This window comes from Marinifilum fragile, assembly GCF_963677365.1.
GTDB lineage: Bacteria > Bacteroidota > Bacteroidia > Bacteroidales > Marinifilaceae > Marinifilum > Marinifilum fragile.
Genome location: NZ_OY781962.1, coordinates 3143189 through 3169935, shown reverse-complemented (window position 1 = coordinate 3169935; position 26747 = coordinate 3143189). Strand labels below are relative to the sequence as shown.

The 26747-nt window shown below is 36.2% G+C and carries 21 protein-coding genes; 17 read left to right on the top strand and 4 right to left on the bottom strand.

The features are described 5' to 3' along the window. Window positions 1-14: 14 nt before the first annotated feature. The 3 genes from ACKPCA_RS12580 to ACKPCA_RS12570 all read left to right on the top strand — a co-directional run bounded on the left by ACKPCA_RS12580 (window position 15) and on the right by ACKPCA_RS12570 (window position 3157). The gene (locus ACKPCA_RS12580) at window positions 15-1091 is read left to right on the top strand and encodes an LptF/LptG family permease (protein WP_321279403.1); all 1077 of its coding nucleotides are present in this window, start codon (window positions 15-17) and stop codon (window positions 1089-1091) included. A 200-nt stretch (window positions 1092-1291) separates the two neighbouring features. Then, window positions 1292-2836, top strand: a complete 1545-nt coding sequence (locus ACKPCA_RS12575; protein ID WP_054720772.1) for an acyl-CoA carboxylase subunit beta — start codon at window positions 1292-1294, stop codon at window positions 2834-2836. Window positions 2837-2848: 12 nt separating this feature from the next. After that, window positions 2849-3157: a biotin/lipoyl-containing protein gene (locus tag ACKPCA_RS12570; RefSeq protein WP_054720775.1), complete on the top strand. Its 309-nt coding sequence runs from the start codon at window positions 2849-2851 to the stop codon at window positions 3155-3157. A 57-nt stretch (window positions 3158-3214) separates the two neighbouring features. On the opposite strand, the gene ispE is transcribed toward ACKPCA_RS12570, so the two are convergent. Continuing rightward, entirely contained in the window at window positions 3215-4030 is an 816-nt protein-coding gene (gene ispE, locus ACKPCA_RS12565) for a 4-(cytidine 5'-diphospho)-2-C-methyl-D-erythritol kinase (RefSeq protein ID WP_321279401.1), read from the bottom strand. Window positions 4031-4213: 183 nt separating this feature from the next. Between ispE and dnaB the strand changes: the two genes are divergently transcribed. Next, window positions 4214-5749, top strand: coding sequence for a replicative DNA helicase (gene dnaB / locus ACKPCA_RS12560; protein WP_321279399.1), 1536 nt, complete (start codon window positions 4214-4216; stop codon window positions 5747-5749). A 154-nt stretch (window positions 5750-5903) separates the two neighbouring features. Continuing rightward, window positions 5904-7085 carry a hypothetical protein gene (locus ACKPCA_RS12555; protein ID WP_321279398.1) on the top strand — a complete coding sequence of 394 codons (1182 nt, stop codon included), beginning with the start codon at window positions 5904-5906 and terminating at the stop codon, window positions 7083-7085. A gap of 453 nt (window positions 7086-7538) precedes the next feature. Here the strand turns inward: ACKPCA_RS12555 and ACKPCA_RS12550 are convergent, their stop codons facing one another. Next, the gene (locus tag ACKPCA_RS12550; RefSeq protein ID WP_321279397.1) at window positions 7539-8234 is read right to left on the bottom strand and encodes a YjjG family noncanonical pyrimidine nucleotidase; all 696 of its coding nucleotides are present in this window, start codon (window positions 8232-8234) and stop codon (window positions 7539-7541) included. Between the two features lie 142 nt (window positions 8235-8376). Here ACKPCA_RS12550 and ACKPCA_RS12545 point away from each other — a divergent pair, with 142 nt between their 5' ends. The 11 genes from ACKPCA_RS12545 to ACKPCA_RS12495 all read left to right on the top strand — a co-directional run bounded on the left by ACKPCA_RS12545 (window position 8377) and on the right by ACKPCA_RS12495 (window position 24460). Continuing rightward, window positions 8377-11778 carry a choice-of-anchor L domain-containing protein gene (locus ACKPCA_RS12545; RefSeq protein ID WP_321279396.1) on the top strand — a complete coding sequence of 1134 codons (3402 nt, stop codon included), beginning with the start codon at window positions 8377-8379 and terminating at the stop codon, window positions 11776-11778. 133 nt (window positions 11779-11911) lie between these two features. Further along, window positions 11912-12826 carry a hypothetical protein gene (locus tag ACKPCA_RS12540; RefSeq protein ID WP_321279395.1) on the top strand — a complete coding sequence of 305 codons (915 nt, stop codon included), beginning with the start codon at window positions 11912-11914 and terminating at the stop codon, window positions 12824-12826. A 658-nt stretch (window positions 12827-13484) separates the two neighbouring features. Then, on the top strand, window positions 13485-15722 hold the full coding sequence (locus tag ACKPCA_RS12535) for a hypothetical protein (protein WP_321279394.1): 2238 nt from the start codon (window positions 13485-13487) through the stop codon (window positions 15720-15722). 28 nt (window positions 15723-15750) lie between these two features. Next, a complete protein-coding gene (locus ACKPCA_RS12530; RefSeq protein ID WP_054720787.1) occupies window positions 15751-16596 on the top strand; it encodes a hypothetical protein in 846 nt (281 codons plus the stop codon). 19 nt (window positions 16597-16615) lie between these two features. After that, window positions 16616-17437 carry a hypothetical protein gene (locus ACKPCA_RS12525; RefSeq protein WP_321279393.1) on the top strand — a complete coding sequence of 274 codons (822 nt, stop codon included), beginning with the start codon at window positions 16616-16618 and terminating at the stop codon, window positions 17435-17437. A 29-nt stretch (window positions 17438-17466) separates the two neighbouring features. Beyond that, on the top strand, window positions 17467-18318 hold the full coding sequence (locus ACKPCA_RS12520; RefSeq protein WP_054720791.1) for a hypothetical protein: 852 nt from the start codon (window positions 17467-17469) through the stop codon (window positions 18316-18318). A gap of 108 nt (window positions 18319-18426) precedes the next feature. Then, a complete protein-coding gene (locus ACKPCA_RS12515) occupies window positions 18427-19146 on the top strand; it encodes a hypothetical protein (protein WP_321279390.1) in 720 nt (239 codons plus the stop codon). Between the two features lie 12 nt (window positions 19147-19158). Then, complete coding sequence (locus tag ACKPCA_RS12510; RefSeq protein WP_321279389.1) at window positions 19159-19884, top strand: hypothetical protein; 726 nt, start codon at window positions 19159-19161, stop codon at window positions 19882-19884. Window positions 19885-19896: 12 nt separating this feature from the next. Further along, window positions 19897-20598, top strand: coding sequence for a hypothetical protein (locus ACKPCA_RS12505; protein WP_321279387.1), 702 nt, complete (start codon window positions 19897-19899; stop codon window positions 20596-20598). Window positions 20599-20608: 10 nt separating this feature from the next. Further along, the gene (locus ACKPCA_RS12500) at window positions 20609-23185 is read left to right on the top strand and encodes a T9SS type B sorting domain-containing protein (RefSeq protein WP_321279386.1); all 2577 of its coding nucleotides are present in this window, start codon (window positions 20609-20611) and stop codon (window positions 23183-23185) included. A 210-nt stretch (window positions 23186-23395) separates the two neighbouring features. Beyond that, window positions 23396-24460: a PorP/SprF family type IX secretion system membrane protein gene (locus ACKPCA_RS12495; protein WP_054720804.1), complete on the top strand. Its 1065-nt coding sequence runs from the start codon at window positions 23396-23398 to the stop codon at window positions 24458-24460. A gap of 56 nt (window positions 24461-24516) precedes the next feature. On the opposite strand, the gene rsmI is transcribed toward ACKPCA_RS12495, so the two are convergent. Beyond that, on the bottom strand, window positions 24517-25230 hold the full coding sequence (gene rsmI / locus ACKPCA_RS12490; RefSeq protein WP_321279385.1) for a 16S rRNA (cytidine(1402)-2'-O)-methyltransferase: 714 nt from the start codon (window positions 25228-25230) through the stop codon (window positions 24517-24519). A 3-nt stretch (window positions 25231-25233) separates the two neighbouring features. Further along, the gene (locus tag ACKPCA_RS12485; RefSeq protein ID WP_321279384.1) at window positions 25234-25884 is read right to left on the bottom strand and encodes a hypothetical protein; all 651 of its coding nucleotides are present in this window, start codon (window positions 25882-25884) and stop codon (window positions 25234-25236) included. A 244-nt stretch (window positions 25885-26128) separates the two neighbouring features. Between ACKPCA_RS12485 and ACKPCA_RS12480 the strand changes: the two genes are divergently transcribed. Next, window positions 26129-26719: a thymidine kinase gene (locus ACKPCA_RS12480; RefSeq protein WP_321279383.1), complete on the top strand. Its 591-nt coding sequence runs from the start codon at window positions 26129-26131 to the stop codon at window positions 26717-26719. The last annotated feature ends 28 nt before the right edge of the window (window positions 26720-26747 follow it).

Genomic DNA, 26747 nt, shown 5'->3' with positions numbered 1-26747 from the left:
ATAAAAATCAGGTTTTGAAGAAATTAGATCTATATATTATCCGAAAGTTTTTGGGTACATTCTTTTTTGCGATTGTTCTTATCATTAGTATCTCAGTTATTTTCGATTTTTCGGAGCATATCGATGAATTTATTGACAAAGAAGCACCGCTTAAAGCGATTCTTTTTGATTATTACCTGAATTTTATACCCTACTTTGCTAATTTATTTAGTGCGTTATTCACCTTTATTGCAGTAATATTTTTTACTTCTAAAATGGCCTATAATACTGAAATTATTGCCATACTTAGTAGTGGAATTAGTTTTAGGAGAATGATGTTTCCTTATTTTATTGCATCATTAATAATAGGTGTGTTTTCATTTGCCTTGAGTAATTTTATTATTCCGCCGGCAAATGCAAAAAGAATAGAATTTAACGAAACCTATATAAAAAAGAAGTACAGAAATAAGGAAAGAAATATTCATCGCCAGATTGAACCAGGTGTATTTATATATATGCACAATTGGGATACGGGAAGTAATACGGGTTATCGATTTTCATTGGAAAATTTTGAAGGGAAAGAATTGAAATCGAAACTGACGGCGAGAAATATTAAATGGAATAATAAAGAAAACAAATGGACCATTAATGATTACTTTATCAGAAATATTGATGGTGACAAAGAAAGTTTTGAACACGGTAACAAAATTGATACAACTTTAAGTTTTGATCCAAAGGAATTTGGGCGAAAAACATACTTGGTTGAGGCAATGAACTATACAGAGTTGAACGATTATATCGATCAGCAGACAATGAGAGGAGACAGTAATATTAATGCTTATAAAATTGAGAAATATAAAAGAATGGCTAATCCATTTTCTACCTTCATACTTACCTTAATCGGTGCGTCACTTGCATCACGTAAGATTCGTGGAGGAATGGGACTTCATTTGGGAATAGGTTTGCTGTTAAGTTTCTCGTTTATACTTTTCTTACAGATTTCGGTTGTTTTTGCTACCAATGGTAGTATGAACCCGATGTTAGCGGTTTGGTTGCCAAATATTGTTTTTACATGTGTTGCTTTATATTTATATCGAATCGCTCCTAAATAGAACTATTCTAAATAGTTTTTTCGGAAAAGTTTTGATAATCAGTATAAAGAGTTTATTTTATATAGCTAGAACTTATGGGTATTTTACGCCAGAATTTTTTTCTAGCGTAAAAATTACTAACGTTGTAGCTTGGAATTTTGTGTGCTACACGGAATTCAACATATATAGAAATATATATTTTCTAACTAAATGTACAGATTATGTCATTGAAACGAAACATTCTTGATCTTAGAAAGAGAAAAGAAAAAGTGCTTCAAGGTGGTGGTGAGAAAGCCATTCAGAAGCAAGTTGCAATGGGGAAATTGACTGCTAGAGAAAGGGTAACATCTATTTTGGATGAAGATTCTTTCCATGAATATGATTTATTTGTAGAGCACGAAGCCCGCGACTTTGGCATGGAAAAGAAACAACTTCATGGTGATGGAGTTATCATTGGAACTGGTACGATTTACGGTGAGCCTGTTTGTATTTTTGCACAGGACTTTACTGTAGCTGGTGGTTCTCTTGGTCTTATGCATGCGAGAAAAATTACTAAAATCATGGATCATGCGTTAAAAATGCGTGTGCCATTGATTGGTATTAACGACTCAGGGGGAGCTCGTATTCAGGAAGGTGTTAACTCACTTGCCGGATATGGTGAAATCTTCTTCCGTAACACCTTAGCATCTGGTGTTATTCCTCAATTGTCTGTAATTCTTGGTCCTTGTGCTGGTGGAGCTGTTTATTCTCCTGCACTTACCGACTTTGTGTTTGTGGTTGAAAACATCTCTAAGATGTTCATTACCGGTCCAGAGGTAATTAAAACTGTTTTGGGCGAAGAAATTAGTATGGAAGAACTTGGTGGAGCTAGAGTACATAGCGAAATTACAGGTAATGCTCATTTCTATGCTCAAAGCGAGTACGAATGCTTCGAACAAATTAAGAAGCTCCTAACCTTCATTCCATGGCACAATGGTAAAAAAGCTAAAGCTTTCCCACCAAAGCCACCAAAACCAGAATACAAAATTGAGGAAATTGTACCAGCTGACCCAACTCAGCCATACGATATCCGTAACGTAATTAAAGCAATTGCTGATGATTCTGATTTCTTCGAAATCATGGAGAACTTTGCAAGAAATATCGTTATTGGTTTCGGTAGAATGAATGGTGAAACTGTAGGTTTTGTTGCAAATCAGCCTATGGTGTTGGCAGGTGTATTGGATTGTGATTCATCAGATAAAGCTGCTCGTTTTATCCGTTACTGTGATTCATTTAATATTCCAATTGTAACTCTTGAGGATATGCCAGGTTACCTTCCAGGTGTTGATCAGGAGCATATGGGTGTTATTCGTCATGGTGCGAAGATTCTTTATGCATACTCAGAAGCTACTGTACCTAAAATTACAGTAATCATCCGTAAAGCATACGGTGGAGGTTATATTGCTATGAACTCTCGTCATATGAAAGCAGATTTCATGTTTGCATGGCCAACTGCTGAGATTGCGGTAATGGGACCTGAAGGAGCTGCTAACATTATCTTCCGTAAGGAGATTATGGCTGCAGAAGATCCTGAAGCAATGCGTAAAGAAAAAGTTGCAGAATATAAAGAGAAATTTGCTAATCCTTATGTTGCTGCTGCTAAAGGTTATATTGATACTGTTATCGAGCCAGAAGAAACTCGTAACATGTTGTTACACTCAATTGAGGTTTCGAACAATAAAGTTGATAGAAGACCTGAGAAAAAACACGGTATTCCTCCATTCTAAAAATTATTCGTTATGGAAAATTTAAAAGAATTCAACGTTGATGGTACTGTATACAAAACAGAGCTAACCAAGAAGTTTGAAAACAGAAAAAATTGGGAAAGACCAAATCCTAAAAACATTCTGTCTTTCATTCCTGGAACAATTGTTGAAATTTTCGTTAAAGAAGGGCAGGAAGTAAAGGCTGGAGAAAGCTTAATGATTCTTGAAGCGATGAAGATGAAGAATCAGATCGAAATGCCTTTCGACGGTGTTATTAAAAAGATTCATGTTGAAGAAGGAGTAAGAGTCCCTAACAAAATGTTAATGTTAGAGATTGAGTAATCTTTCTGATATGAAAATATTAAGGGATTGTTGTAATGACAATCCCTTTTTATTTGTTTATAGCTTACTGCTCCATATAAAATGCCTTTTCCAACTCTCATTAATCTTAGGCTCTTTTTCAAAGATGCCAAACATGCTGGAACCACTTCCCGACATTGCTGCGTATATGGCGCCCAGTTCGTAGAGTTCTTCTTTCAAAGTTTTAAGCTCAGGATGGTTTGGGAAAATACTATCCTCAAAATCATTGAAAATATTCTCTTTCCATTCTACCAATGGTAAATAAATTAACTCTTTTAATGATTTTTGAGGTTTTTTAGGATTTACACCCGAGTATGCTTCTGGTGTGCTGATGTGAATGTCAGGTTTGATTAAAACAATATGATACCCACTTAAATTTAGCTGTATAGAAGAGAAAACCTCACCCTTACCTTCTGCGAACACAGGTTGGTTTTTGATAAATACTGGGCAGTCACTACCAATTTGAACTGCATACTTTTCCATTTGCTGGAAGTTCATTCTCAGTTTGTAAAAATCGTTCAGCATTTTAATCATGTATGCAGCATCAGCCGATCCGCCACCTAATCCGGCACCAAACGGGATGTTTTTGTGCAAATGAATTGCTGTTGAAGGGATCTTAAATTTTGAAGCAATTAAATCGAAAGAGTTTATCACGATATTTTCCGAAGGGTCGATATCAATAGGAATTCCAGATGAGGTAAATTCATATTGTTCTGATGAATCACTTTCAGCAATTTCCAGAGCATCACATAGTGGAATTGGATAAAAAACTGTTTCTATATTATGAAATCCATCAAGTCTTTTCTCAATAATGTTAAGACCTAAATTTATTTTGGCATTTGGAAAGCAAAGCATATTTTGTGTTCTTGATAAATGTGGCTTAAAAATACTCGTTTTAAAGAGCAAAAAAAATCAAATTATGGCATTTTAATTTTCTATCTTTATCTTTGCATTCTCAAATTTTTCGACACGAATATGAATGATTAAGTGTGAGAGGGAAAGTGTCGAGATCTGTTGAATAAATTATTAAAAAGGTATATGGCTGGAGCAAACAATTATAAAAATCAATCGAAAAATAAAATTGATCTGGAATACGGAAGAGTGCCTCCTCAGGCAGTGGAGCTGGAAGAAGCTGTGCTGGGTGCTTTAATGTTGGAGAAAGATGCAATCATTTCGGTTGGAGATTTGTTAAAAGCCGATTCTTTTTATAAAGATGCTCACCAAAAGATTTATAAGGCAATTATGAATCTTTCCACCAAAGAAGAACCTATTGATATTCTTACGGTAACTGAGGAACTTAAGAGACAGGGAACCTTGGATGAGGTTGGTGGGCCATTCTATATCACTCAGCTTACAAACCGTGTAGCTTCGGCCGCTCATATCGAGTTTCATGCTCGTATTATTGCCCAAAAGCACATTCAACGTGAATTGATTCGTGTTTCTTCTGATATTCAGAATCAAGCTTTTGACGATAGTATTGATGTGGCTGATTTGTTGGATAAAGCTCAACAGGAAGTTTTTGATATTGCAGAGGGAAATATCAAAAAGGAATCTGCACATATTCGCCCATTGGCCGATGAGGTTATCAACCAAATTGTTGAAGCTGGTAAACGACCTGATGGATTAAGTGGTGTGCCTTCTGGTTTTACTGCACTTGACAGAATTACATCTGGATGGCAGAAGTCCGACTTGGTGATTATTGCTGCTCGTCCTTCCATGGGGAAAACTGCTTTTGTACTTTCCATGACCAGAAATATGGCGGTTGAGCATAAAGCACCAATTGCGATATTCTCTTTGGAGATGGGTGGTGATCAGTTGGTGAAACGTATGATTTCCAGTGAAACTGAATTGGGTTCAGAGAAACTGAGAAATGGTAAGTTGGAAGATTTTGAGTGGGAGCAATTGCATGTAAAGATTAAAGATTTGGTTGATGCTCCAATTTATGTAGATGATACGCCAGGTTTATCTATTTACGAATTGCGATCGAAATGTCGCCGACTAAAGGCAAAATACGATATCGGTTGTGTGATTATTGACTACTTGCAGCTGATGACAGCAGGTTCGGATATGAGAGGAAATCGTGAGCAGGAAGTATCTTTGATTTCACGTCAGTTAAAGATTATTGCGAAGGAGTTAAATATTCCGGTAATTGCGCTTTCTCAGTTGAACCGTGGTGTTGAACAGCGTACGGGTGATGCGAAGAAGCCGATGCTTTCCGACCTTCGTGAATCTGGTGCGATTGAGCAGGATGCGGATATGGTGCTATTTATTCACCGTCCGGAACGCTATGGTATCACAGAAGATGCCGAAGGAAACTCATTAATTGGTATTGCTGATATTATTATTGCAAAACACCGTAATGGTGCCGTTGGAGAAATTCAGTTAAGATTCCGTAATCAGTTGGCTCGATTTATGGATTTGGAAGGCGAAAGTTTGAATCCGTTTGGTGATGAGGGTCCTGAAGAGGTTAAAACCTTTAGTTCTAGTATGAACCAAGATACTAGTGGTGGGTTCGATGACATAAATGCTGGCCTTGTAGGAGGAAGTGATTTTGATGATGCTGCTCCATTTTAAATGATTTCGTTTTTCCTTTAGATTGTGATTTTGTACTTTCGAATTAAATCAATTTTCGATTGTACTTATGAAGGGTTTCCTAAAAACATATCTAATACTAATTTTTTTCCTTTTAGCCTATTTTCATGGCTTCTCGGCAAGTATACTTATCCCTATGGATGATTCGCAAAAGAATCATTTAAAATCATATGGAATTGCCTATTGGACTTTGCAAAATAACCATGAAATTCATTGGTTGTTGAATTATCGAGGAGGTTCTTTTCTCTTGCCATTAAGCAAAAATATTGAGGATGAATGTAAAATTCGGGGAGTAAGTTATTCTGTAATTTCTGATGCCAATGTTTCGCAGATCATGAATGAGATTTCATCTCCTGAAGCAAACATGGATGCCATTAAATTGGAGAAACCGCCAAAAATTGCCGTTTATACTCCCAAAGGGAAAAAGCCCTGGGATGATGCAGTGACTTTGGCATTGACTTATGCCGAGATTTCATATGACATAGTATACGATGATGAGGTTTTAAACGATAAGTTATCTTCTTACGATTGGTTGCACTTGCATCATGAGGATTTTACAGGGCAGCATGGTAAATTTTATGCTTCTTATCGAAATATGCAGTGGTATAAGGATGAGGTGAAAGATAATTTAGAAAGAGCTCAGAAATATGGATTTACTAAGGTATCGGAATTAAAGAAAGCTGTATCGCAAACCATTCGAAAATTTGTTGAGAACGGGGGGTTTTTATTTGCCATGTGTTCGGCTACCGATACTTTTGATATAACCCTTGCAGCAGATGATACGGATATCTGCAATCATGTTTTTGATGGTGATCCGATAGATGAGCACGCTCAGGAAAAGTTAGATTACAATAAAACATTTGCATTTACTGATTTTAAATTGGAAACCAACCCTTATGTCTATGAGTTTTCAGATATCGATGTAACCTTAACCCGAAAGGTGAATCGAGATGAGGATTACTTTATGCTTTTTGATTTTTCAGCCAAATGGGATCCTGTTCCTACAATGTTGTGCCAAAATCATAAAAATATGATTAAGGGATTCATGGGGCAGACCACAGCTTTTAAAAAGGATCTGATTAAGCCAGGAGTGTTGATTATGGGCGAGAATAAATCGGCAGGAGAGGCTCGTTATATTCATGGCAAATTTGGAAAAGGAACCTGGACTTTTTACGGAGGACATGATCCAGAAGATTATCAGCATTTGGTGGGAGATCCACCAACCGATTTGAATTTGAAAAAGAATTCTGCAGGATATCGTTTGATCCTAAACAATGTGCTGTTTCCTGCAGCCAAGAAGAAGAAAAGAAAAACCTGATTTTTTATAAAAGAAGAAGGCTGTGTCCCCTAAACACAGCCTTAAGTTCAACATCGTTTGTATAGTCTAACTCTATATTTTATTAACCATTTGTATATCTATTAACCCTGTAACTTTTACTAACCCATTAGAATTTTTATGAAAGCTACATACAAACTTGATGATGTTGAAAGAACGGAAGGGTTACCAAGCCTGTCCGTCACAATTACCGCTGCAAATATAGGTTTTGTTTTATTACAAAAAACATGCTATTCGGCAGGTTTCGCTTATGAATTGTTAAAATATCTTAAAAAGTAATTTTAAATTGTAAGGATTGAGTGCTTTTGTCCCAATTTAAATTTCAATGTGAATCCTTGGTGAAACAGTGAGATGTTAAATATAAATGCCGATATATAATCTGTTAGCCATTTGGAGTAAAACGAACAAATGGTTATTATAGATTAATAATCGGTGTTATAGGATTTTAGTGATTTCTATCAATTGATTTACTTCGTAAGTTGCATCGTCATCATGTTTGGTTTTATTTGAATTAAAATAAATCTGGTCAATATTTGATTTTCTTGCTCCTGCAATGTCAGTTTTTAGATCATCCCCAACCATAATGCTATTGCTTGTTGTAGCACCCGTGTTTTTTAATGCATATTCGAATATCAAAGGTGAGGGTTTGTTAGCCCCAGCATCTTCTGATGTAATGATTTCTGTGAAATAGGATATAAGCTCACAGTTTGTGAGTTTTTTAAATTGAACCTCGTTAAATCCATTGGTAATGATGTGCAATTCATATCCTTTTTCTTTTAGTTGTTGTAACATTTCATGTGCCTTGGGAAAGGTTTTGGTTTGTAGAGGGCTTATTTCAATAAAATCCTGAGCAATTTCTTTTGCCAACTCTAAATCGTCTGCTCCAGATTCTTTCAAACACAGATAGAATCTTCGATACATTAGATCTTCTTTCTTGATTCTGTTTTGATAATAGGCATTCCAAAGTTTGCCATTGTGATATTCAAATCGTGATTTAAAAAACAGGAAGCTTCCAAAAATGGTCTGCAATTGATAATCTCTGTACAATTGGTTTAAGGTAATTTCCGAATTCGCATTAAAATCCCATAAGGTCCTGTCCAAGTCGAAGAAGATGTGTTTGTATTTATTCATTTACTAATAGGTCAAAATGTTTTAATCATTACAAAAATAACTTGCTTAATGTAAAAAACACTTATGATGTTCTTTAAATTCTAGTAAATCAGTTATATTTGGCTCCCCCTTAAAAAATATTAACTGTTAAACAGTAAGTAGTATGCATACTTTTTTCTCTAGAGCATTATTATTGGTATTGTTTTGTTTTGTAACTAATACAATTTCAGCTCAAAGTTACCCTAAAATATCAATTAGCATAGATAAAACCAGAATATTGAAGGATGGTGGTGAAGCTACAGTAACGGTTAGTTTGAGTAAAAGAAGTTTGAGGCGACGGCCAGCTTCAATTTCTTTAAGTTATAATACGAATGGAACAGGAAGTAGTGGGTATGATTTCACAATTGATCCTCCTGTGTATTACCACGAATTCCAAGGAAATGAAACTAGTTTTTCATTTAAGATTAAAGGGGTTTATCAGATTTGGGGATCATCCAATGTTGACTTAAAGATTGCTATTACTTCCAGACAAAACTGTGTTGCAGAAGGAGAACAGGAAGTTAACTTGAATATCTCAAATGATTTGGGGTACTGCACTTCTTCTGGTGTAAACTATGATATTGGAATTACATCGGTAGCTTTTAATGAAATAAATGAAGCAAGTTCTGCCTATCCGATATATACTGATAATTTAGGTGTTGCTTCCGATGTAAATAAGGGGAGTTCATATGGTTTAGTTGTGAAGCTAAATTCTGCAGGAAGAAATAGAATATATGCAAGAGCTTGGATTGATTGGAATCAAAATAAGCTGTTTGAAGATGTGGAGATGTATAATTTAGGGTTTGTTTGGAATGAATCCAATGGTGCTACAAGTAACTCACCCTATAGTATTGCAGTTCCGAATGATGCTGTTTTTGGTACAACTAGAATGAGGGTTTCCGCGAAATATGATAATTACCCCGAAAGCTGTGAAACTGGGTTTTATGGAGAAGTAGAAGATTATACCTTAAATATTCTACCAAAGTTTCCTATTGTTAGCTTGATAACAGGAAGTTCAATGGTTGATGAAAATGGAGAAAGTGTTAGCATTATTGCTAGTTTAGATGAAGTATCAGTTAATGATATCACTGTTAATTTGGGATTCACAGGGTCTGCGCCATCGGCTGATTACAATTGCCCCAATACGATTGTGGTACCAGCAGGAAGTCTTTCAAAGACTGTTATTTTAACGGCAATAAATAACAATACTAACGATGGTGATAGAGATGTTATTATAGATGTTATTGGGGTGATTAATGCCAATGAAAATGGCACTCAACAACAAACGATAACAATTGTTGATGATGATAAACCATCAACTGCCCCTATTAAAATCAACACTCAAGATGTGAGCATAGGGACCTCTCCAGAAGATTTAGTGCAAAATGTTTTGGTAACTGGATGTTTGACCGCTAACAGCATTACTTTTAATGGTGATCAAGCTCAAGGAATAGGATATTTTGAAAAGGGTGATTCTGATTTCCCTTTAAGTTCGGGGGTTATCATGTCAACAGGGAATGTAGAAAATGCAATAGGACCTGCTAGTAGAAGTGGACGTGATGCAATAGGTGGATTTGACTTTGATGAAGGCAGCCAAGACTCTGATTTGATGTTTTTGGCTGATACAAAGCCTCGATTCAATTGGTGGGGGAGTATTGTTGGTTGGGATAGAAAATATTTCGATGCCCAGATATTGGAATTTGACTTTGTTCCAGCAGGAAATAAGTTAGAGTTTAACTATATTTTTGCTTCCGAAGAATACAATGGTTATGCTTGTACGGATTACAATGATGGATTTGCTTTTATTATAAGTGGTCCAGGAATTTCTAATGATACTGGTTTGAGCGGAAAAAATATAGCCTTAACAGAGTCAGGCGATCAGGTAAGTATCAATAATGTATATAAGAATCAATGCCCTTCATGTCCTGATAATTCTAGCTTGTATGTGGAAGAAATAGGAGGTTACCCAATAGCTTTTGATGGGCGAACAAAGATCTTGAAAGCTAGAGCTGATGTTAAAGCATGTGAAACCTATCATATAAAGTTGATAGTGTATGATAGAAATGATCAGGATTATAACTCTGCAGTATTTTTAGAAGCCAAAAGTTTTAAATCCAACGAGGTAATAGTGGAAAATAAACTGGATGGATTGGATGGAGATAAGTCTGTGATGTACCGTGGTTGTGACAAGAGTTACATTAGTTTTTCAAGGAAAGAAAACTTGGATGAAGAATATACCTTCCATGTAAATATTTCAGGAACGGCCGTTAATGGAGTTGATTATTTTGAAGTAACTGAGGATGGAACCAAAATTGGGAACTTTCCTGAAGATGTTACATTTGCTTCTGGTCAATCAGATATTAAGATTTATTATATGGCCAGTAACGAGGTTTCTGGTGCCAAAGATATTTTATTTGAGGTATTAAGAGGTTGTCCTTGTAGTACCGACGCTTCTGATTATTTCCGAAAAAAGATTGATATTTTGGACGTTGGAGAAATTAAGGCCAATGCAATTTCCAATGTAACTTGTGGAGGAGGTGCTGCCATTTCTACAATCATTATTGAATTAAAAGATGGCTTGGACCCTGTTAATTACTTGTATTCATTGGACGGTGGGGCTTTTCAAGAAGAGAACAAGTTTCAGGGAACCTACACGGTTGGTGCTCATATGGTTACGATAAAAGATAAATTTTCATGTAGTTCTAAAGATGTTGCGATTAATATTCCTTTGCCAACTGATTTAAAAGCGAATGCAGGTGCTGATTTTGAAATGTGTGAAAAAGAAACATCTAGAACATTAAATGGTACTGGGGGAATTGTATACGAGTGGACTTGTGATAAAGCTATAGGATTAACCAATATGGATTTGAATAGCGAGAATCCTACAATATCACCCAATGTTCCTGCAGGTGTTTATATATATACCCTAACTGTTTCTGACGGAGTTGGAAAAGCATGTGAATCGTCGGATGATGTTGTGGTAATAGTTAAGCCAACACCAGTTATTAATAGTTTGGTAGCTAATAAAACGGAGGTGTGTAGTGAGGCTGAGATTAGTTTAACTGCTAATGTGTCTAATGCAATTAATCCAACCTACAATTGGAGTCCTTCCTCAGAAATCACAGGAGCTGGGCTTAGTGTAAAGGCAGTTCCTGTAACCAATGTTCTAACATCGCGAACGTACACATTCGAGGTGGTTTCAAATAATAATTGTAGTGCAAGTCAAAGTGTGAGTGGAATTCAAGTAAATCCAAATCCTATTGTATCTCTGAAGACAGCAGAGTCAAATCTTTGTTCGGATGGAACAGATGGAGAAATTAAGGTTGAAGCTTCAGGTGGAACACCTCGTATAACAGGTGCTGAGTATGATTATCTTTGGAGTCATGATGCAGGCTTGAATATCGACCATGTGACTGGATTGGCACCTCAAACCTATACTGTTACTGTACGGGATTATAAATCATGCCAAACCAGTATAGATGTTCAGGTAAAAACCGAGCCAAAACCTATCGGGATATTTTATTAGATTAAACTAAATAAGAATAAAACTATTATAAAAGCGATGAATTTGTAAATCTTAAACAAATTTATCGCTTTTTCGTATATGTGGTTTAATTTAGTTAAATTGAGGAGTTCAAACTTGGAAAATCCCTAGGTGTATGAAAAAGCTTTGTATCATAATTACTCTAATTAGTATAGCATTTTATAATTTAGCAGGTGTCATTCCTCCTCCTGGGCAAACTTCAATAACTATTTCTACCGAGGATGATCGTCGTTCAGATCCCAATCCCGATTTACAATTAAACAAGAACTTGCTTACTATTACAGGTACAGGAAAGTTGATGGTGAGAAACTTGGTTGTTGATAATAATTCTGATGTAGTGATTCAAACTAATGGTGTTCTGATTATAGAGGGGGATTTGATAACAGAGAATAAAATGACCATCGAAGCTGGAGGCACTTTAATTGTACTGGGTAATTTTGTGCACACAGGATCTGATACGAATCAGGGGGGGTTTACAAGTTCCGACCCTTCCAATGTATATATATTGGGATCAATTGATGGATCTGATGACGGTAATCATTTGAATCCAAATCTTTATCCTGTATTGCAATGTGATGGAGCTGCCAGCAACGATGGTTTGACTGATTATCAGAATAATTGTAATTTTGGAGGAGAAGAAGATCTTATGATCAATCCTATTTACCAGGCAATTTGTGGAGTAAATTTTTCGGGGGGTGAAATAACAAGCGATCAGGAAATTTGTTTGGACAATGAGCCTTCTGGCTTGTTAAATGTTCTTCCGGCTACAACATCGGGTAACGCGACAACATTTACTTATCAATGGTATTATACAACCAAGCTAAATTCTGATCCTAAAACGGATTTGATTAGCTGGACTTTAATTGAAAATGCCGAGTATCTGGATTATACCTCAGACATAGGTCCAATTACACAAACTACTTTTTTTGTGCGTCAAGCAAGTAAAGGAGCTGGTTGTGTTACCTATTCAAATATTATTACCATTGATGTGGTGGAAACTCCTAATCCTATTGGCATCTTTAATGAATAGCTAAATGTTTTAAAATACCAAGGTTTGGTATTACCATATATTTTCAATTTTTTTACTGAATCCTTTGAATAATAAATGATATTAATTTGGAAATTAAAGGTTCTCAAAAAAACTCTTCAATAAATAACAAAAGCATTGATGAATATATAAAAGCTTTAAGGGTGTTCATTAATATGCTGTGTTACGATAAAATTTCGCTTTTTCTTCAAGGCTATTTATCTGATTACTTTACTATTTTAATCTTTTAGTGTAAAGCACGATGTAGTTGGTAAGATTCTGGGATATGTTCCTAAATTTAAGATAATATCCTCTCTTTTTTTTTGCATGTCTTGTGTATATTTGCCAACCCTAAAAAAATGACTTTTTATGTAGAGTCATTTTTATGAATGATATCGTTATTTGGTTTTTGTTGATTGGGGGTATTTTATTATAGATGAGCATGTTGTTCGTATTGATAAAGATCGGTTATTACCTTATGAATGTTTGTTTAAGAATGATTAACCAATGCTAAAAACAGATAAAAAAATCTGTTATGATGAAATTAATCAAAAAATAAGTAAACACTTTTTAACAATTGCCGTATAGATGTTTATAAAATGAGAAAAAATAACTTATTTTTAAGCGCTGTAAGCACCATATACACACTAAAAAAGAGCATTTGATAAGATTTTTACGCCATATAACATTCTTCTTACTATTCATTTTTGTTTTTGGCTTAACTAAAGGTTGGGGACAAGCTACTGAACAGCATGTTTGTGTAGGACAAACTGTGGACTATCATATGTATGGTTTTGATGGATCTACAGTAGAATGGAAAGTAAATACTTCTCCAGCTACTACCCCTTTAGTTACTGTGGTGCATACAATTGATGCAGCGGATGTTACTAATCATCCTGTTCATCCTGATAGTGATAAATCAAATTATTTCAAAGATAGCTTTTCTCAAACATGGATAAGTGAAGGTACTTTTACGGTTGAGATCGTAGAATCAAATTCTAGTTGTTCTTCGAATGTGATAAAATTAACAGTGTATGTTCAAGCTTCACCATCAGGCACATTAACTAGCAGTGATTCTGATAATTCGATTTGTACAGGTGATAACGTGATATTTACCGCTACTGGTGGGGCAAATTATAATTTTAAGGTTGATGGAATCAGTGTTCAAAATGGAACAGGTTCTACTTATTCCACCACAGGTTTAACAAACGGTCAGGAGGTAACTGTTGATGTTACCAATGGTAATGGTTGTATATCTACCTATGCAGGCATAACCACTACCGTTCTTACTTCCCCTTTAGATGCTGGTAATATTACAGGAGATGCAATTGTTCAATCAGGTCAAACTGGGGTTATTTACAGAATACCTGCGATAACAAATGCCACAAATTATGAATGGGAATATTCAGGAACAGGTGCAAATATCACAAACAATGGGGATGAAATTTCTGTAAACTTTGATTCTAACGCAACTTCGGGAGAATTAAAAGTTAGAGGGACAAATGCTTGTGGTATTGGTGGATATTCAGAATTGTTTTCAATTTATGTTGTATCTCCTTGTGAAACAACAATTGAGAATTGGACCTTTAATGAACCTGTATTAACTCAGGATTGGAAAGTTTATTCAACGGTAAATGGTTGGAATAGTACTCCTTACGGAATTGAGATTTGGAGATCGGGCTTTTCAGGTGTTACTACACCAGATGGAGGCCAGTTTTGTGAATTGAATTCAAATGGGGCCAATACCATGTATCAGGATATTGATGTTAACGCTGGTGCTGAAATGGTGTGGGCTGTTACGTATAGGTATAGAAACAATAGCTCTGAAACAATACGTTTAAGAATTGGTCCTGTAGGAAGTCTTTCTGATGTAGCAACAATTTCTAATGACAATGGAGATGCTTGGGTGGTTCATTCAGGATCTTATACAGTTCCAAGCTCATTGCCAGGGGGTAAAGTGCGTTTCCAAATTGAAACAGTTAGTCCATCATCTAGTTCAGGGAACTTAATAGATGGTATACAATTTTATTCTGTTAATTCGGATGTAGAACCTCCGCAATTTATCAAAGCTACTCTTCCTGCAAATACAATTGATTTGGGAGGTACTTGTGAATTTACTTTGCCAGATTATACAGTAGGCGTTGATGCAATTGATAATTGTGATGCAGATCTTGTGATTACTCAAAATCCTGCTGCAGGCGAAAAAGTATTTGGAGGCGAAAAAGTGATACTTACAGCAACAGATGAGGCTGGTAATGAATCTACGTACGAGATGGATGTATTAGGCGATAATGTAGCTCCTACTGCAATCTGTAAAGATATTACGGTACAATTAGATGCTTCTGGTAATGTTACCATTAATGCCACTGATGTAAATAATGGCAGTACAGATAATTGTTCTGCACAGGAAGCATTGGTATTGACGATTGACAAGAGTACGTTTGATTGCACAAATATGGGTGCTAATGTTGTTACGCTAACTGTGGAAGATCAAGCTGGGAATCAATCAACTTGTACCGCCACTGTAACAGTTGAAGATAAAGAGCCTCCGGTACTTTCATTATTGTCAGATTTAAGTATTGAAGATTGTGCAGAGAATGAAATTTCCCAAGTAAAAACCTTTTCAGGCATTGCTTTGCCTGTTGGAAGATATAGTGATAATTGTTCAAACACATTTATGGTTCAATATAGAATTCAATTGCCAGATGCTAGTTTTGCCAATGATTATGGATCAGCAGCAACTGGAGCTTCGGTTTCAGACCCGAGCGGCTTTGAATTTCCTGAAGGTGTATCAACCATATTATATAGAGTTATTGATGAAAGTGGTAATGTATCAAATATAGAATCTTATACAATTACAATAAAGCATAAACCAAACCCTAGTGGAATAACTTATTAGAGAATAATAAAAAACAAATATAATCGACATGAAAAAACTATTACATCTTTTTTCGGCTACAGCAATTTTAGCATTACTAACTGTAAATGCCCTTGCTCAGAGTGGAACACCAGGAACTCTTGGGGATGGAGATGACCCTTATTTGGGAACCACGCATAACTATAAAGTAACAGATGATGGAGGAACTATTGTTTGGGCTGTATTTGAATCTGACGGTACCACTGATGCTTCATCTAAAGTATCATTAGGGACTAATGGAAATGATAATATGGATATTACATGGAGTACTGCAGGTGACTATGTAATTCAGTATACCGAGACATTGAATGGGTGTTCTACAAGAAGAACAATGCCAGTAACAGTTCATACAAATTCATTCTATTTGGATTTAGCTGCTGATGGTGAAGAATGTAATAGCGAGGAAAGTAATGTTTTAGATTGGGATGTTTATAAGAACAAATCGGACGTTCAAACAGAACTAACTTTCACTGTTAATATGACAAAAGAGAGTGGGTTTAGTATCGATAATTATCAATTTACTTGTGATTTTGTTATGCCAACAGGAGTTACTATTGCAAATGCCGCCGATGTAACAGTAACTGGAGGAACTAAAACTGCAGGAACAGGTAATGGAAACTTTAATGTTACTGCAAATGCAACAGATGCTGCAACATCAGGTACAGTTACAATCAAAGTTTTAGTTTCAGGTAAAGTAACTAATGGTGGACCTGTAACATTAAATGTAACTAATGGTAGAGCTATTAAAGGCGCTATTACTACTCCAGATAACACTGATATGCCAGCAGTAACATCCGATAGAACTCAGGTTGTTACGCTTAAACCTCTTGCAGGATCGTCAAACATTTCGTTCTAAATAATAAAAAACTATTGATATGAAAACGATAAAAATATTAATTGCACTTTGCTTTTTGTTCATAGGAGGGCAGTTGTTTGCGCAGAACACAGGATTACTTCCTTACGAAAATTCAACCCATACCTATAGTGTAACCAAAGGTACTATTGGTACAAGTACACTAGCTTGGACCATTGATGTGGGGAGTGATGGTACGGAATGGCACGTTGTTTCTGGTGCTGGTACAGAAGATATAACGATTCAGTGGTTAAAAGCTGGAGATTACAAACTTCGATTGACAGAAACACGAACAGATTATGCTGGAGGTTGTCCGACCGTAAGAGAGGTTTCAATTAAAGTTGTGGCTAATGCATTTGATGTTTTTGCAGAGCTGAATACACCTGCTGATGCAACGGCTTGTGCTACGATTAATCCTTCCATAGTTGTGGATGCAGGAACATTGGGGGATAATTCTGATGATGTTTTTGGAACAACTACAAGAGTATTTAAAGTTCGATCAGAAGGTTTGCCAGCAGATGTAAAATGGGAATTTAACTATGCAATATCTCATGTGCTAGATGCGGGTATTGGTGATTACGTGGTTACTGTGGATCCAGCTAATGTTGAGGATGCAACAGCAAACCCATTGGTAGTTAATGCAGGCGAAACAGAAGTATTAATAACAGTATCTTATACAACAAATGATAACCGACAAGATAAAGATTTCAATCTTGAGTTAGTTCTTTCTGCCGTTAAAGATGCAACAGGAACTCCAGAGAAAGATTCTGCAGCACCTACAAATAATACAATTGTATACAGCATCAAAGCTGTACCTGCAACAACAGGTATTACTACCGACTAATTTTGAAACTCTAAAAAACTTAATATATCATGAAAAGATTATTAAAAATAACGATGGTTCTGGCAATTTCTTTAATTGCTTATGGAGCGCAAGCGCAGGCAGATGCAACACATGCTGTTGGTTCTGTGCATAAATTTAAAGTAAATGGAGGTGCATCGCATTTAGCTGATCATGTAGGAAATACTTATACATGGGCAGTATACCAATCTGACGGTTCTACACTGGCAAAAGCAACAGACTTCACTTTTGTTACAACAGGAACAGGTGTAAATGTTAATATGGTTGACATTCAGTGGTTGAATTCAGGAACTTTCTATGTTGAAGTTACTGAAGCCAATGCTACGGGTGCATGTACAACTTTAAGAAGATTAGAGATATTAGTTTCAGCAGGAGCGATTGACCTTCTTGTATTGGCAACTAATGATGGTGGAACTGAAATTACAGGTGGAGACCTAACTAGTTGTAACGACAGTAGTGGAGCAATCATTGATAATACAACAAATGATTTCGGAACATCAAAAAGATACTTTACTGTTTCGATGAGTACTGATGGACAAGCGTGGACCTCTGGAGCATGGGGATTTGATTATTCTACTTTAGCAGGAGCAACTGTAACTACTACTACTTCAGGTGTAACTGTTGGTGCTACAACAATCAATATTCCTACAGGTGAATCCTCAGTAACGTTTATGGTAGAATTTGATAACACTCCTGGGCCATCTCCAGCGAATGATATTACCCTAGGATTTGTAGCTTCAAATGCATTTATCACTACAGGAGCAGGTAATACTAGCGAATTGGCAGCTAATGAGTTGAACAATACGCCAGCTGAGTTTGTGATTACTGCATCACCTGAAACTAGCAAAATTACAATCGACTAACTTGTAAAATTTGTTGACTTACATATAAAAGTCCTTCCCGGGAAAATCCGGGAAGGCATTTACTAAAAAAAAGAAATTTTGCACATAGGGAAATTACATAGAATTCTGATGACACTGTTCGTAACAGTGATGGTATTGGCTTCAGCTAAGGCTCAGGATCCTTATGTGGCATTGCCTGGTGCAACACACCAATTCTCGGTTGCCGAAAATATCGGAAATACCTACGAATGGAAAGTTTATACCGTAAGCAATTGGACTGATCAGAAAGATGCCCTTTTGGCAGATAACGATGGTTTGAATGGTGACGATGACTTTTTGTTTGTTGGGGGAGAGTATCAAAAACCTCAAATTAATATCACCTTCATTAACGAAGGGAAATATTATGTGATCGCTGAAGAGTTTAACTCAGGAATAACTTGTTCTTCGAGAAGAGTATTTGCTTTGGAAGTTTTAGGAACTGAAGCAACCATAGAATTTAAAGAATTGGCATCAGATGACTGTGCTGATGCAGACAATAGTTTTGCTACAGAATTGATAGCAATGTTTGATTCGGGAACCATATTGGCCGAATCGCAATATCCAGTTACGGTGAACTATCGTTTAGATGGTGATGCTGCGGACCGAACTGCGACAATTAATTATGCAGACAAAATGCTTAATGTGTTAGGCATTATTGAAGATGAAAATAATGAGACAATCAATAATATAACCATTATTTCGGCGACGAATAAATATGGTGGTACACTAAATATTGTAGCTGGTAAAGGAGTTCATTCTAGAACAATATTTGCTTTGCCGGAGAAACCTATAATTACTGTAGAAAACTAAAAAAAACTAAATATGAAAAAGTTACAAAAACTCTTATTACTTGCTGTTTTCAGCATTGGTATTTTAGGAACTGCTCAAGCTCAGATAACTCCTGATGCAACTCAGGATGGAGTTGTTGCTGGAGGTAATTTTACTTATACCGTTCCAGAAGTTGCAGATCATTCATGGACTTGGGAAGTTCTTGATAATACTGGAGCAGTAGCTGCTGTGGGCGATTACACTTTAGTTGATGTTAGTCCTGCAGTTGGTTATAAAAAGAATATTACATGGAATGCCAATGGTACTTTTTATGTAAGAGTGACAGCTCAGAATAAAACTACATCGTGTACCAATGATTATGTGATTCAGGTTAATGTAGCATCAAATGATTATGCAGTAGCATTTAATGCAGGTACTGAAGATGTATATTGTGCGGATGATGCGAATATTGCTTCAGGAATGGAAGTTACTCTTGATATTAAGTTAGCTAGTAATCCTGCTGCTGCTGAATATTATGACATGACAGTTCATTATCAAGTTGATGGAGCAGATCATACAGCAACTATTGGAACTGATAATAAATTTACAATTCCAACAATGGATGTTGTTGATTCTGTGAATCCTGCCTTTACTTCTGTAGTTGTTAAGATTGTAAAGGTAGTGGATGCAAATGGAGTTGAATTTACACCAACTGCAGGTAATGAATCTCTAACGATCACAATCCATGCAATTCCAGCTAAACCAACAATTACCTTCTAATAATATCTTAATATGAAGAGAATATATTTAATAATCGCTTTAACTTTTGGTCTTGTGCACTTCGCCAGTGCACAGGCTGACCAACAAGTTACCCTGGGAACTACGCATAACTACAATGTTACTGCTGTAGCAGGATATACTTATACTTGGACTGTTGATGCAGCAGGTACCAATACAGATGTAAGTGCAGTTACAGGCAATGCCATTTCAGTGGACTGGAATCAGGCTGTTGGTGTGTACAACATTACTGTTTATGCCACGGATGCAACTAACTGTATCTCTGAAACTGAAACCATTAAGGTTGAAGTGTTAGGACAATCTTCTGTATTATTTGCAGCAGCTGATGATGCTCAAACTTGTTCTGATTTAGATGGAAATATTTTTGGAGGTGGAGCAAGTGGAGGTAGTAGTTCTTTCCAAGTTAAATTTACAGGAGGTTTAGCTCCTTATGATTTGGTATATAGGGTTCTGGATGCCACCGATACACAGGTTGGAAGTGATGTTACAGTTAATGGTTTGAATGCTACTGATCAAGTAGATGTGCCAAATCAGTTTATCAACGATGGTACTACTGATGCAGTTTACAAAGTTGTAATTGTTAGTGCTACTACTAAGGATGGTGCTGCAGTGGCTTTACCTGCTGATGATGCTGATAAAACAAGAACAATTACAGTATTGCCAAAACCAAGAATTACTGGTGGTATAAAATTCTAATATAGAATAAATGTTTAAAACCTTACTACATAAAACACTGCTTGCCGCACTGCTGATCCTCATGGGAGGATTAGCGGCTGTGGCGCAGCAGTATGTAGTAAAGGGAACAAAGCTTAATTTTAAGGTTGATGAAAATGCTTCATACAAGTATCATTGGTCGGTAACCAATACTTCGAATGGATCAGTTGCCTATTTGGCATCAACCACATTCGAATCGGGAGACTATCAGTTTAACGATCCTGGTACGTATGAAGTAAAAGTTTATCCTGAAGATTTGGGAACTCATTGTTTCGGAGAAGCACTTACTATGCTTGTTGTGGTAGACGATGCAACTCCAACAGCAGTATTCGAAGATCTTGAGGTGCCATATGTTTGTGCTAAAAACAATGGTGGGGATACAAATGGCAAGCTTAGTGTAACGGTTAATTATACCGGACCTAAGCCTTGGACATTTAAGTATTCTATTGATAGAGCTCCGGCTGAATTGCCAGAAGGGGCAAATGAAATTTATACCAATTCATTTACTTTTGATTTGGAGATTCCGAATACAACGGGTAAAACGCACAGGGCAGAAATATTGCTTGTTGAAGCAAAAACTTTGAGTGGAATAGCGGTTGAGGAAGATTTGGCTAATCAAACACTGGAAGTTGATGTAATGGCTCTGCCAAATACTGCATTTGGTGATTACGAACCAGTAATTCAATCTGGAACCATTCAGGCATATACTGCAACCATCGAGAAGAGTGAAAAATATGAGATTTTTGTTCCATCTGGAGCAACAGTACTCAACGAAAGTACAAGTCGTTTAAGTGATAATTTCCATAGTCAATTGAAGTTTGATGTTCAGTGGGCCGTGAAACCAGGAGATTATCAGGTGAAATTGATTGAAAGAAGTGCTTTTGATTGTGCAGGAGATACAGTTTATGCGAATGTTACTGTGGTTGAATCCTTCTCGGTTAGTTTGGGAGCTGATTTAAGTTTCTGTCAGGGAGAAAGCAGAGTGCTAACACCAGAAATTGACTTCGATGGAACATACACATATTTATGGTCCGATGGATCTGTAAACAATACATTGGAGGTGAGTGAAACAGGTGTTTATTCTGTTACTGTTACCGATACCAAAACAGGCAAGCAATCATCGGCATTTGTTAATGTAACGGTTTGGAAAGCTCCAACAGTTGATTTGGGTGCAGATTATCAATTGGCCGATGCAGAGGTGTTAACGCTTGATGCAGGAAATGCAGGTGCAGATTATTTATGGTCTACAGGAGAAACGAGTCAAACCATTCAAGTAAACTCAAGTAACACTTATGGTGTAACCGTTACAAATGCTAATGGCTGTTCGGCTTCCGATGAGGTTGTGATTACAAGTGTGAATGATGTATTTGCAATTGAGTTAGGTGAAGATCAGGATATCTGTGTAGGCGATGAGATTGTTTTAAATCCTAATCCATCGATTTCTCAGAACTACAACTATTTATGGTCAAATGGAGCAGTGACTTCAACATTAACAGTTAGCGAATCTGGAGTTTACTCAGTAACCGTTCGTGATGATGCAGGAAATGAGCAAACAGATCAAGTTACGATTACTGTTCATGCATTACCAATTGTTGACTTGGGCGATGATATTGTTCTGTTTGATGATGAAAGTGCAACACTTGATGCTGGAGATGGTGGCATTGGAGGATCATATGAGTGGTTGCCAAATGGAGAAACAACACAAAGCATTACTGTAACAGATGAAAATGTATATACTGTTCGAGTTACAAGTGCTCAAGGTTGTGTTGGAACAGATGAAATAAGCGTTACCAAGCGAGAAGGTAAATTTGCCGTTGATTTAGGTCCTGATATTGATAATGTTTGTTTGGGAGAGAAAATTTATTTGACACCTGAAATTAAAACCAATAATGCAGACTTTGCTGCAACTTATCGCTGGACTCCTTCGGAATCAACTGATGAGGGAATATATGTTGAAAAGAGCAGTAAATATTGTGTTTATGTGACCGATCAGAATGGAAATACAGAGGAAGATTGTATTGAGGTTAAGTTTAATCCAACTCCGGAAGTAGACTTGGGAGATGATATTGTATTGGCAAATGGTCAGGTGGTGAATCTGGACGCTGGTGATGATTTTGTATCATACATGTGGTATGTTGATACAGATGTTGAAATTAAACCAAGTGAAATCAATCAAGTCATTCAAGTGAGTCAAGCAGGGGAATATCGTGTAGAGGTTACAAATAAGTTTGGTTGTATCGGTAGAGATACCATTAATGTATCAACCAATGGAAGTCAATTCAATGTTTATTTGCCAACAGCATTCTCTCCTAATGGCGACAGTAAAAATGACAAACTGGAGCTTGCAGGTGATGTAGAAGAGGTTGAGACTATGAGTTTGACTATTTATAACAGATTAGGTCATCGAATATTCCAGTCGGTTCACATGCATCGCAGTAAAGGTGATGGATGGGATGGTACCTATAAAGGACAAAATGTGGATATGGATGTTTATGTATATTTCTTGAAAGTTTCCTTTAAGGATGGAAGCCAAATGCAAAAACAGGGCAATATTACCTTGTTGAGATAGATTTGACTAATCGATTTTTATTGGTGATAGTTTCTCAAATTGATTAGTTATATTTAAAACGCCAAAATGGAGAGATATTTTGTAAAATTGGATGTTGCTATATCTGGATAATGCGTAAATATTACCCATTTTCATGTTTTTTGTTTTGAGGGTTTTATGCCAATGTATTTGTGATTTTTAGGGGTAAATGGCAAACCCAAATGAGTGTTTATGAGAAAGAGTATTCTTATTTTCTTATTGATTATAATTTTGGGGGTTTTTAAACTCTCAGCCCAACGTGTACACTCTTCTCAGTTCTATTCTATTCCATTATTGTTAAATCCGGCTCTTACAGGTAATTCTGATTATAACCTTCGAGGAGGAATGAATTATCGTAATCAGTGGAATAGTGTTACCATTCCTTTCGTTTCTCAGGCTGTTTTTGTTGATGGTAAATTGTCAACCCAATTGTTAAGTTCATCTTGGATTGGGGTTGGTGGTATGATCTTTAATGATAAAGCAGGTGATGGGGGATTGAAAACCACTCAGGTAATGTTTGCATCCTCGCTTAACAAGAGCTTAAATGCTGGGAATACGCTGTTCATACACGCAGGAGCAGGGATTGAAATGATTAATAAATCGGTAGATCTGAGTAAATTAACATTTGGAGAACAATTGGAAGGCGGAGAGAATGGAGAGGACTTTATTTCCCAATCACTATTCTATATGGATTTTTCATTGGGGATGCAGATGACTTATTTTAGAGGCAAGACGAAATATTTTATGGGAACCTCTGTAAGTCATATCAACGAACCAAAGGAATCATTTTATCGATACGAAAGTCAGGATATCAACTACAGTACCAATAATCTTAAAAGACGATTTGCATGGCATGCAGGTGCCGAAAGTAGGATTAGTCCAAGAATGTATTTCAAGCCTGAAATCATGTATACTACCGAAAAAAATGCCAATGAGTGGATTGCCGGTGCAAACTTCATGACTCTTTTCGGTAACAAGGGTACAATTTTTCACTATGGAATGTGGTATCGATTTACCCAGGATATAATTCCAGCATTTGGTTACGAGAGAAAACGATTAAAAATCATGCTAACCTATGATATCAACGTATCAGATTTGCAGGTAGCATCATCCAGTAGAGGAGGTTTAGAAGTGTCCTTAACCTACAACTACAACTATTCAAATCCAAGAGAAATTCGCAAACTAAAACGTCGCCAAAAAGTGAAGAAACTTGGCGATAAGGCCATTTCATGTCCGAAGTTTTCGCACGAAGACTAAAAATTAATTAGTAATTAATAATGATCAATGAATAATCAAGATGTATTGTTGATTCACTACATTCGGTCTTTCTTAATATACTCTTTCTTTTTCTTTATTGCCGTTTTTCCTTCTACAACAATTACAATTTCACCTTTAACGGTTTTTGAGCTAAAATGAGCAATCAATTCAGCAAGTGTGCCTCTTGCATTCTCTTCATGTAGTTTGGTCAACTCTCTCGAAACAGAAGCTTTTCTTTCCTCGCCAAATACTTCGGCAAATTGCTGTAGGGTTTTAACCAATCGATGAGGCGACTCATAAAAAATCATGGTTCTGCTTTCTTCCGCCAATTCATTTAGCTTTCCTTGTCTTCCCTTTTTTTGTGGAAGAAATCCTTCAAAGCAAAACCTGTCGTTAGGCAATCCAGAGTTTACCAAAGCAGGAACAAAAGCTGTTGCACCAGGTAAACATTCCACTTCAATCCCTTGCTCAACGCAATGTTTAACCAGAAAATAGCCAGGATCTGATATTGCAGGTGTGCCTGCATCAGATATCAGAGCAACCGATTCGCCAGCCAAAATTCTATTGGCAATATTTTCGGAGGTTTTGTGTTCGTTAAACTTATGATGAGACAAAAGAGGCTTGCTAATTTCGTAGTGTTTTAAAAGAAAGCCAGATGTTCTGGTGTCTTCTGCCAAAATTAAATCGACACTTTTTAATGTATTAATGGATCGTATGGTCATATCCTCCAAATTTCCTATTGGAGTAGGGATTAAGTATAATTTTGACATTTCTTAGAATTTTCTTTTAGTAAGTTCCATAAACTGAATTACCGTAGGATTTTCGAAATCCCAATTGGTGTTGTGTTTAAAGTGTTCCTCAATAACACTAATATTGCTTGTTTCGTTAATGAATTTGATACTGGAATTGTATGCTTCCGTATTGTTTTCAAACAGTTCGCGAATAAATAAAAAACGATCGTTAATACCAATTGCAGTTTGAATATCGCTAAGCTTGTTATTGATTAATTTTTCACCAATTACCTTATTTGATTTCTTTTGCAGTTGGTCGTTTAATATTTCTTCCGTATCAACTTTTTCATTTGCCGAATTTTCGGAGGCAGTTACCACGGTTTCAGCTTTTATTTCTACAGTTTCTTTAATTACCTCGGTAATTTTTTCCTGTTTTACTTCATGATGAATCATTTCGGATACATTGCTTTCAGTACTTGGCAATTCTACTTTTTCTTCTTTGGGAATTGAAGCATTTACTTTAGAAAAACTATCCTTCATGAATTCAAATTCTTTTGAAAGGCTTTCAATTCGGTCCGACAAAAGATTCAAACCTTTACTCAAATCATCAGGATTGTTCTTGAAATGATTCAAAAGATTCTGAATTTCCTCTGTTTTATTTTGGAGCAGCTGAAGTAGTAATTTATGATCCATGTTAATGAATTAAAGCAGTTAATAAGCCAATTTTTGATTTAAATTAACTCTATACAAAGAAACGAGATTTTTTTGATTTGATTGTTTTCTCTCGGCTAAGATTCTTTTCCTATTTTTGTATATCGATGTAACAACCATTTGAATTTTTAAATAATCGCATTATAACACCATTTGCACATTGAGTGCTTTTAAAAGCAATTGGAATTCAATGAAAAGTGGTGTAAAACTACCTAAACTATAATAGATGTTTCTTGAAAATGATATAAACAGAGCTGGTCGACAGGGATGGATTGAGGTGATTGTAGGTTCGATGTTTTCTGGTAAAACAGAAGAGTTAATCCGTCGCTTGAATCGTGCTAAGATTGCGCAACAAAAAGTAGAAATTTTTAAACCTCATATTGATGTTCGTTACTCCGAAGATGAGGTGGTTTCGCATAATGAAAACTCTATTCGATCAACTCCGGTAGAAACCTCTGCTAATATTTTACTATTGGCCAGCAATGTTGATGTTGTTGGAATTGATGAAGCACAATTTTTTGATGAAGGTTTATCAGATGTTTGTAACGAATTGGCAAATCAAGGTGTAAGAGTAATTGTAGCTGGTTTGGATATGGATTTTAAAGGCAATCCATTCGGTCCAATTCCAAGCTTAATGGCTCGTGCCGAATATGTAACCAAAGTTCATGCAATTTGTATGCGCTGTGGAAGTTTGGCCAATTATTCTCACAGATTATCAGAAGCTGAGAAATTGGTTTTACTAGGAGAAAAGGACGAGTACGAACCACTTTGTCGGGAGTGCTACACCAAAGCAATTAATCATTCAGAAACAAAATAGAATTTTTCACAAAACCAAGACACTTATT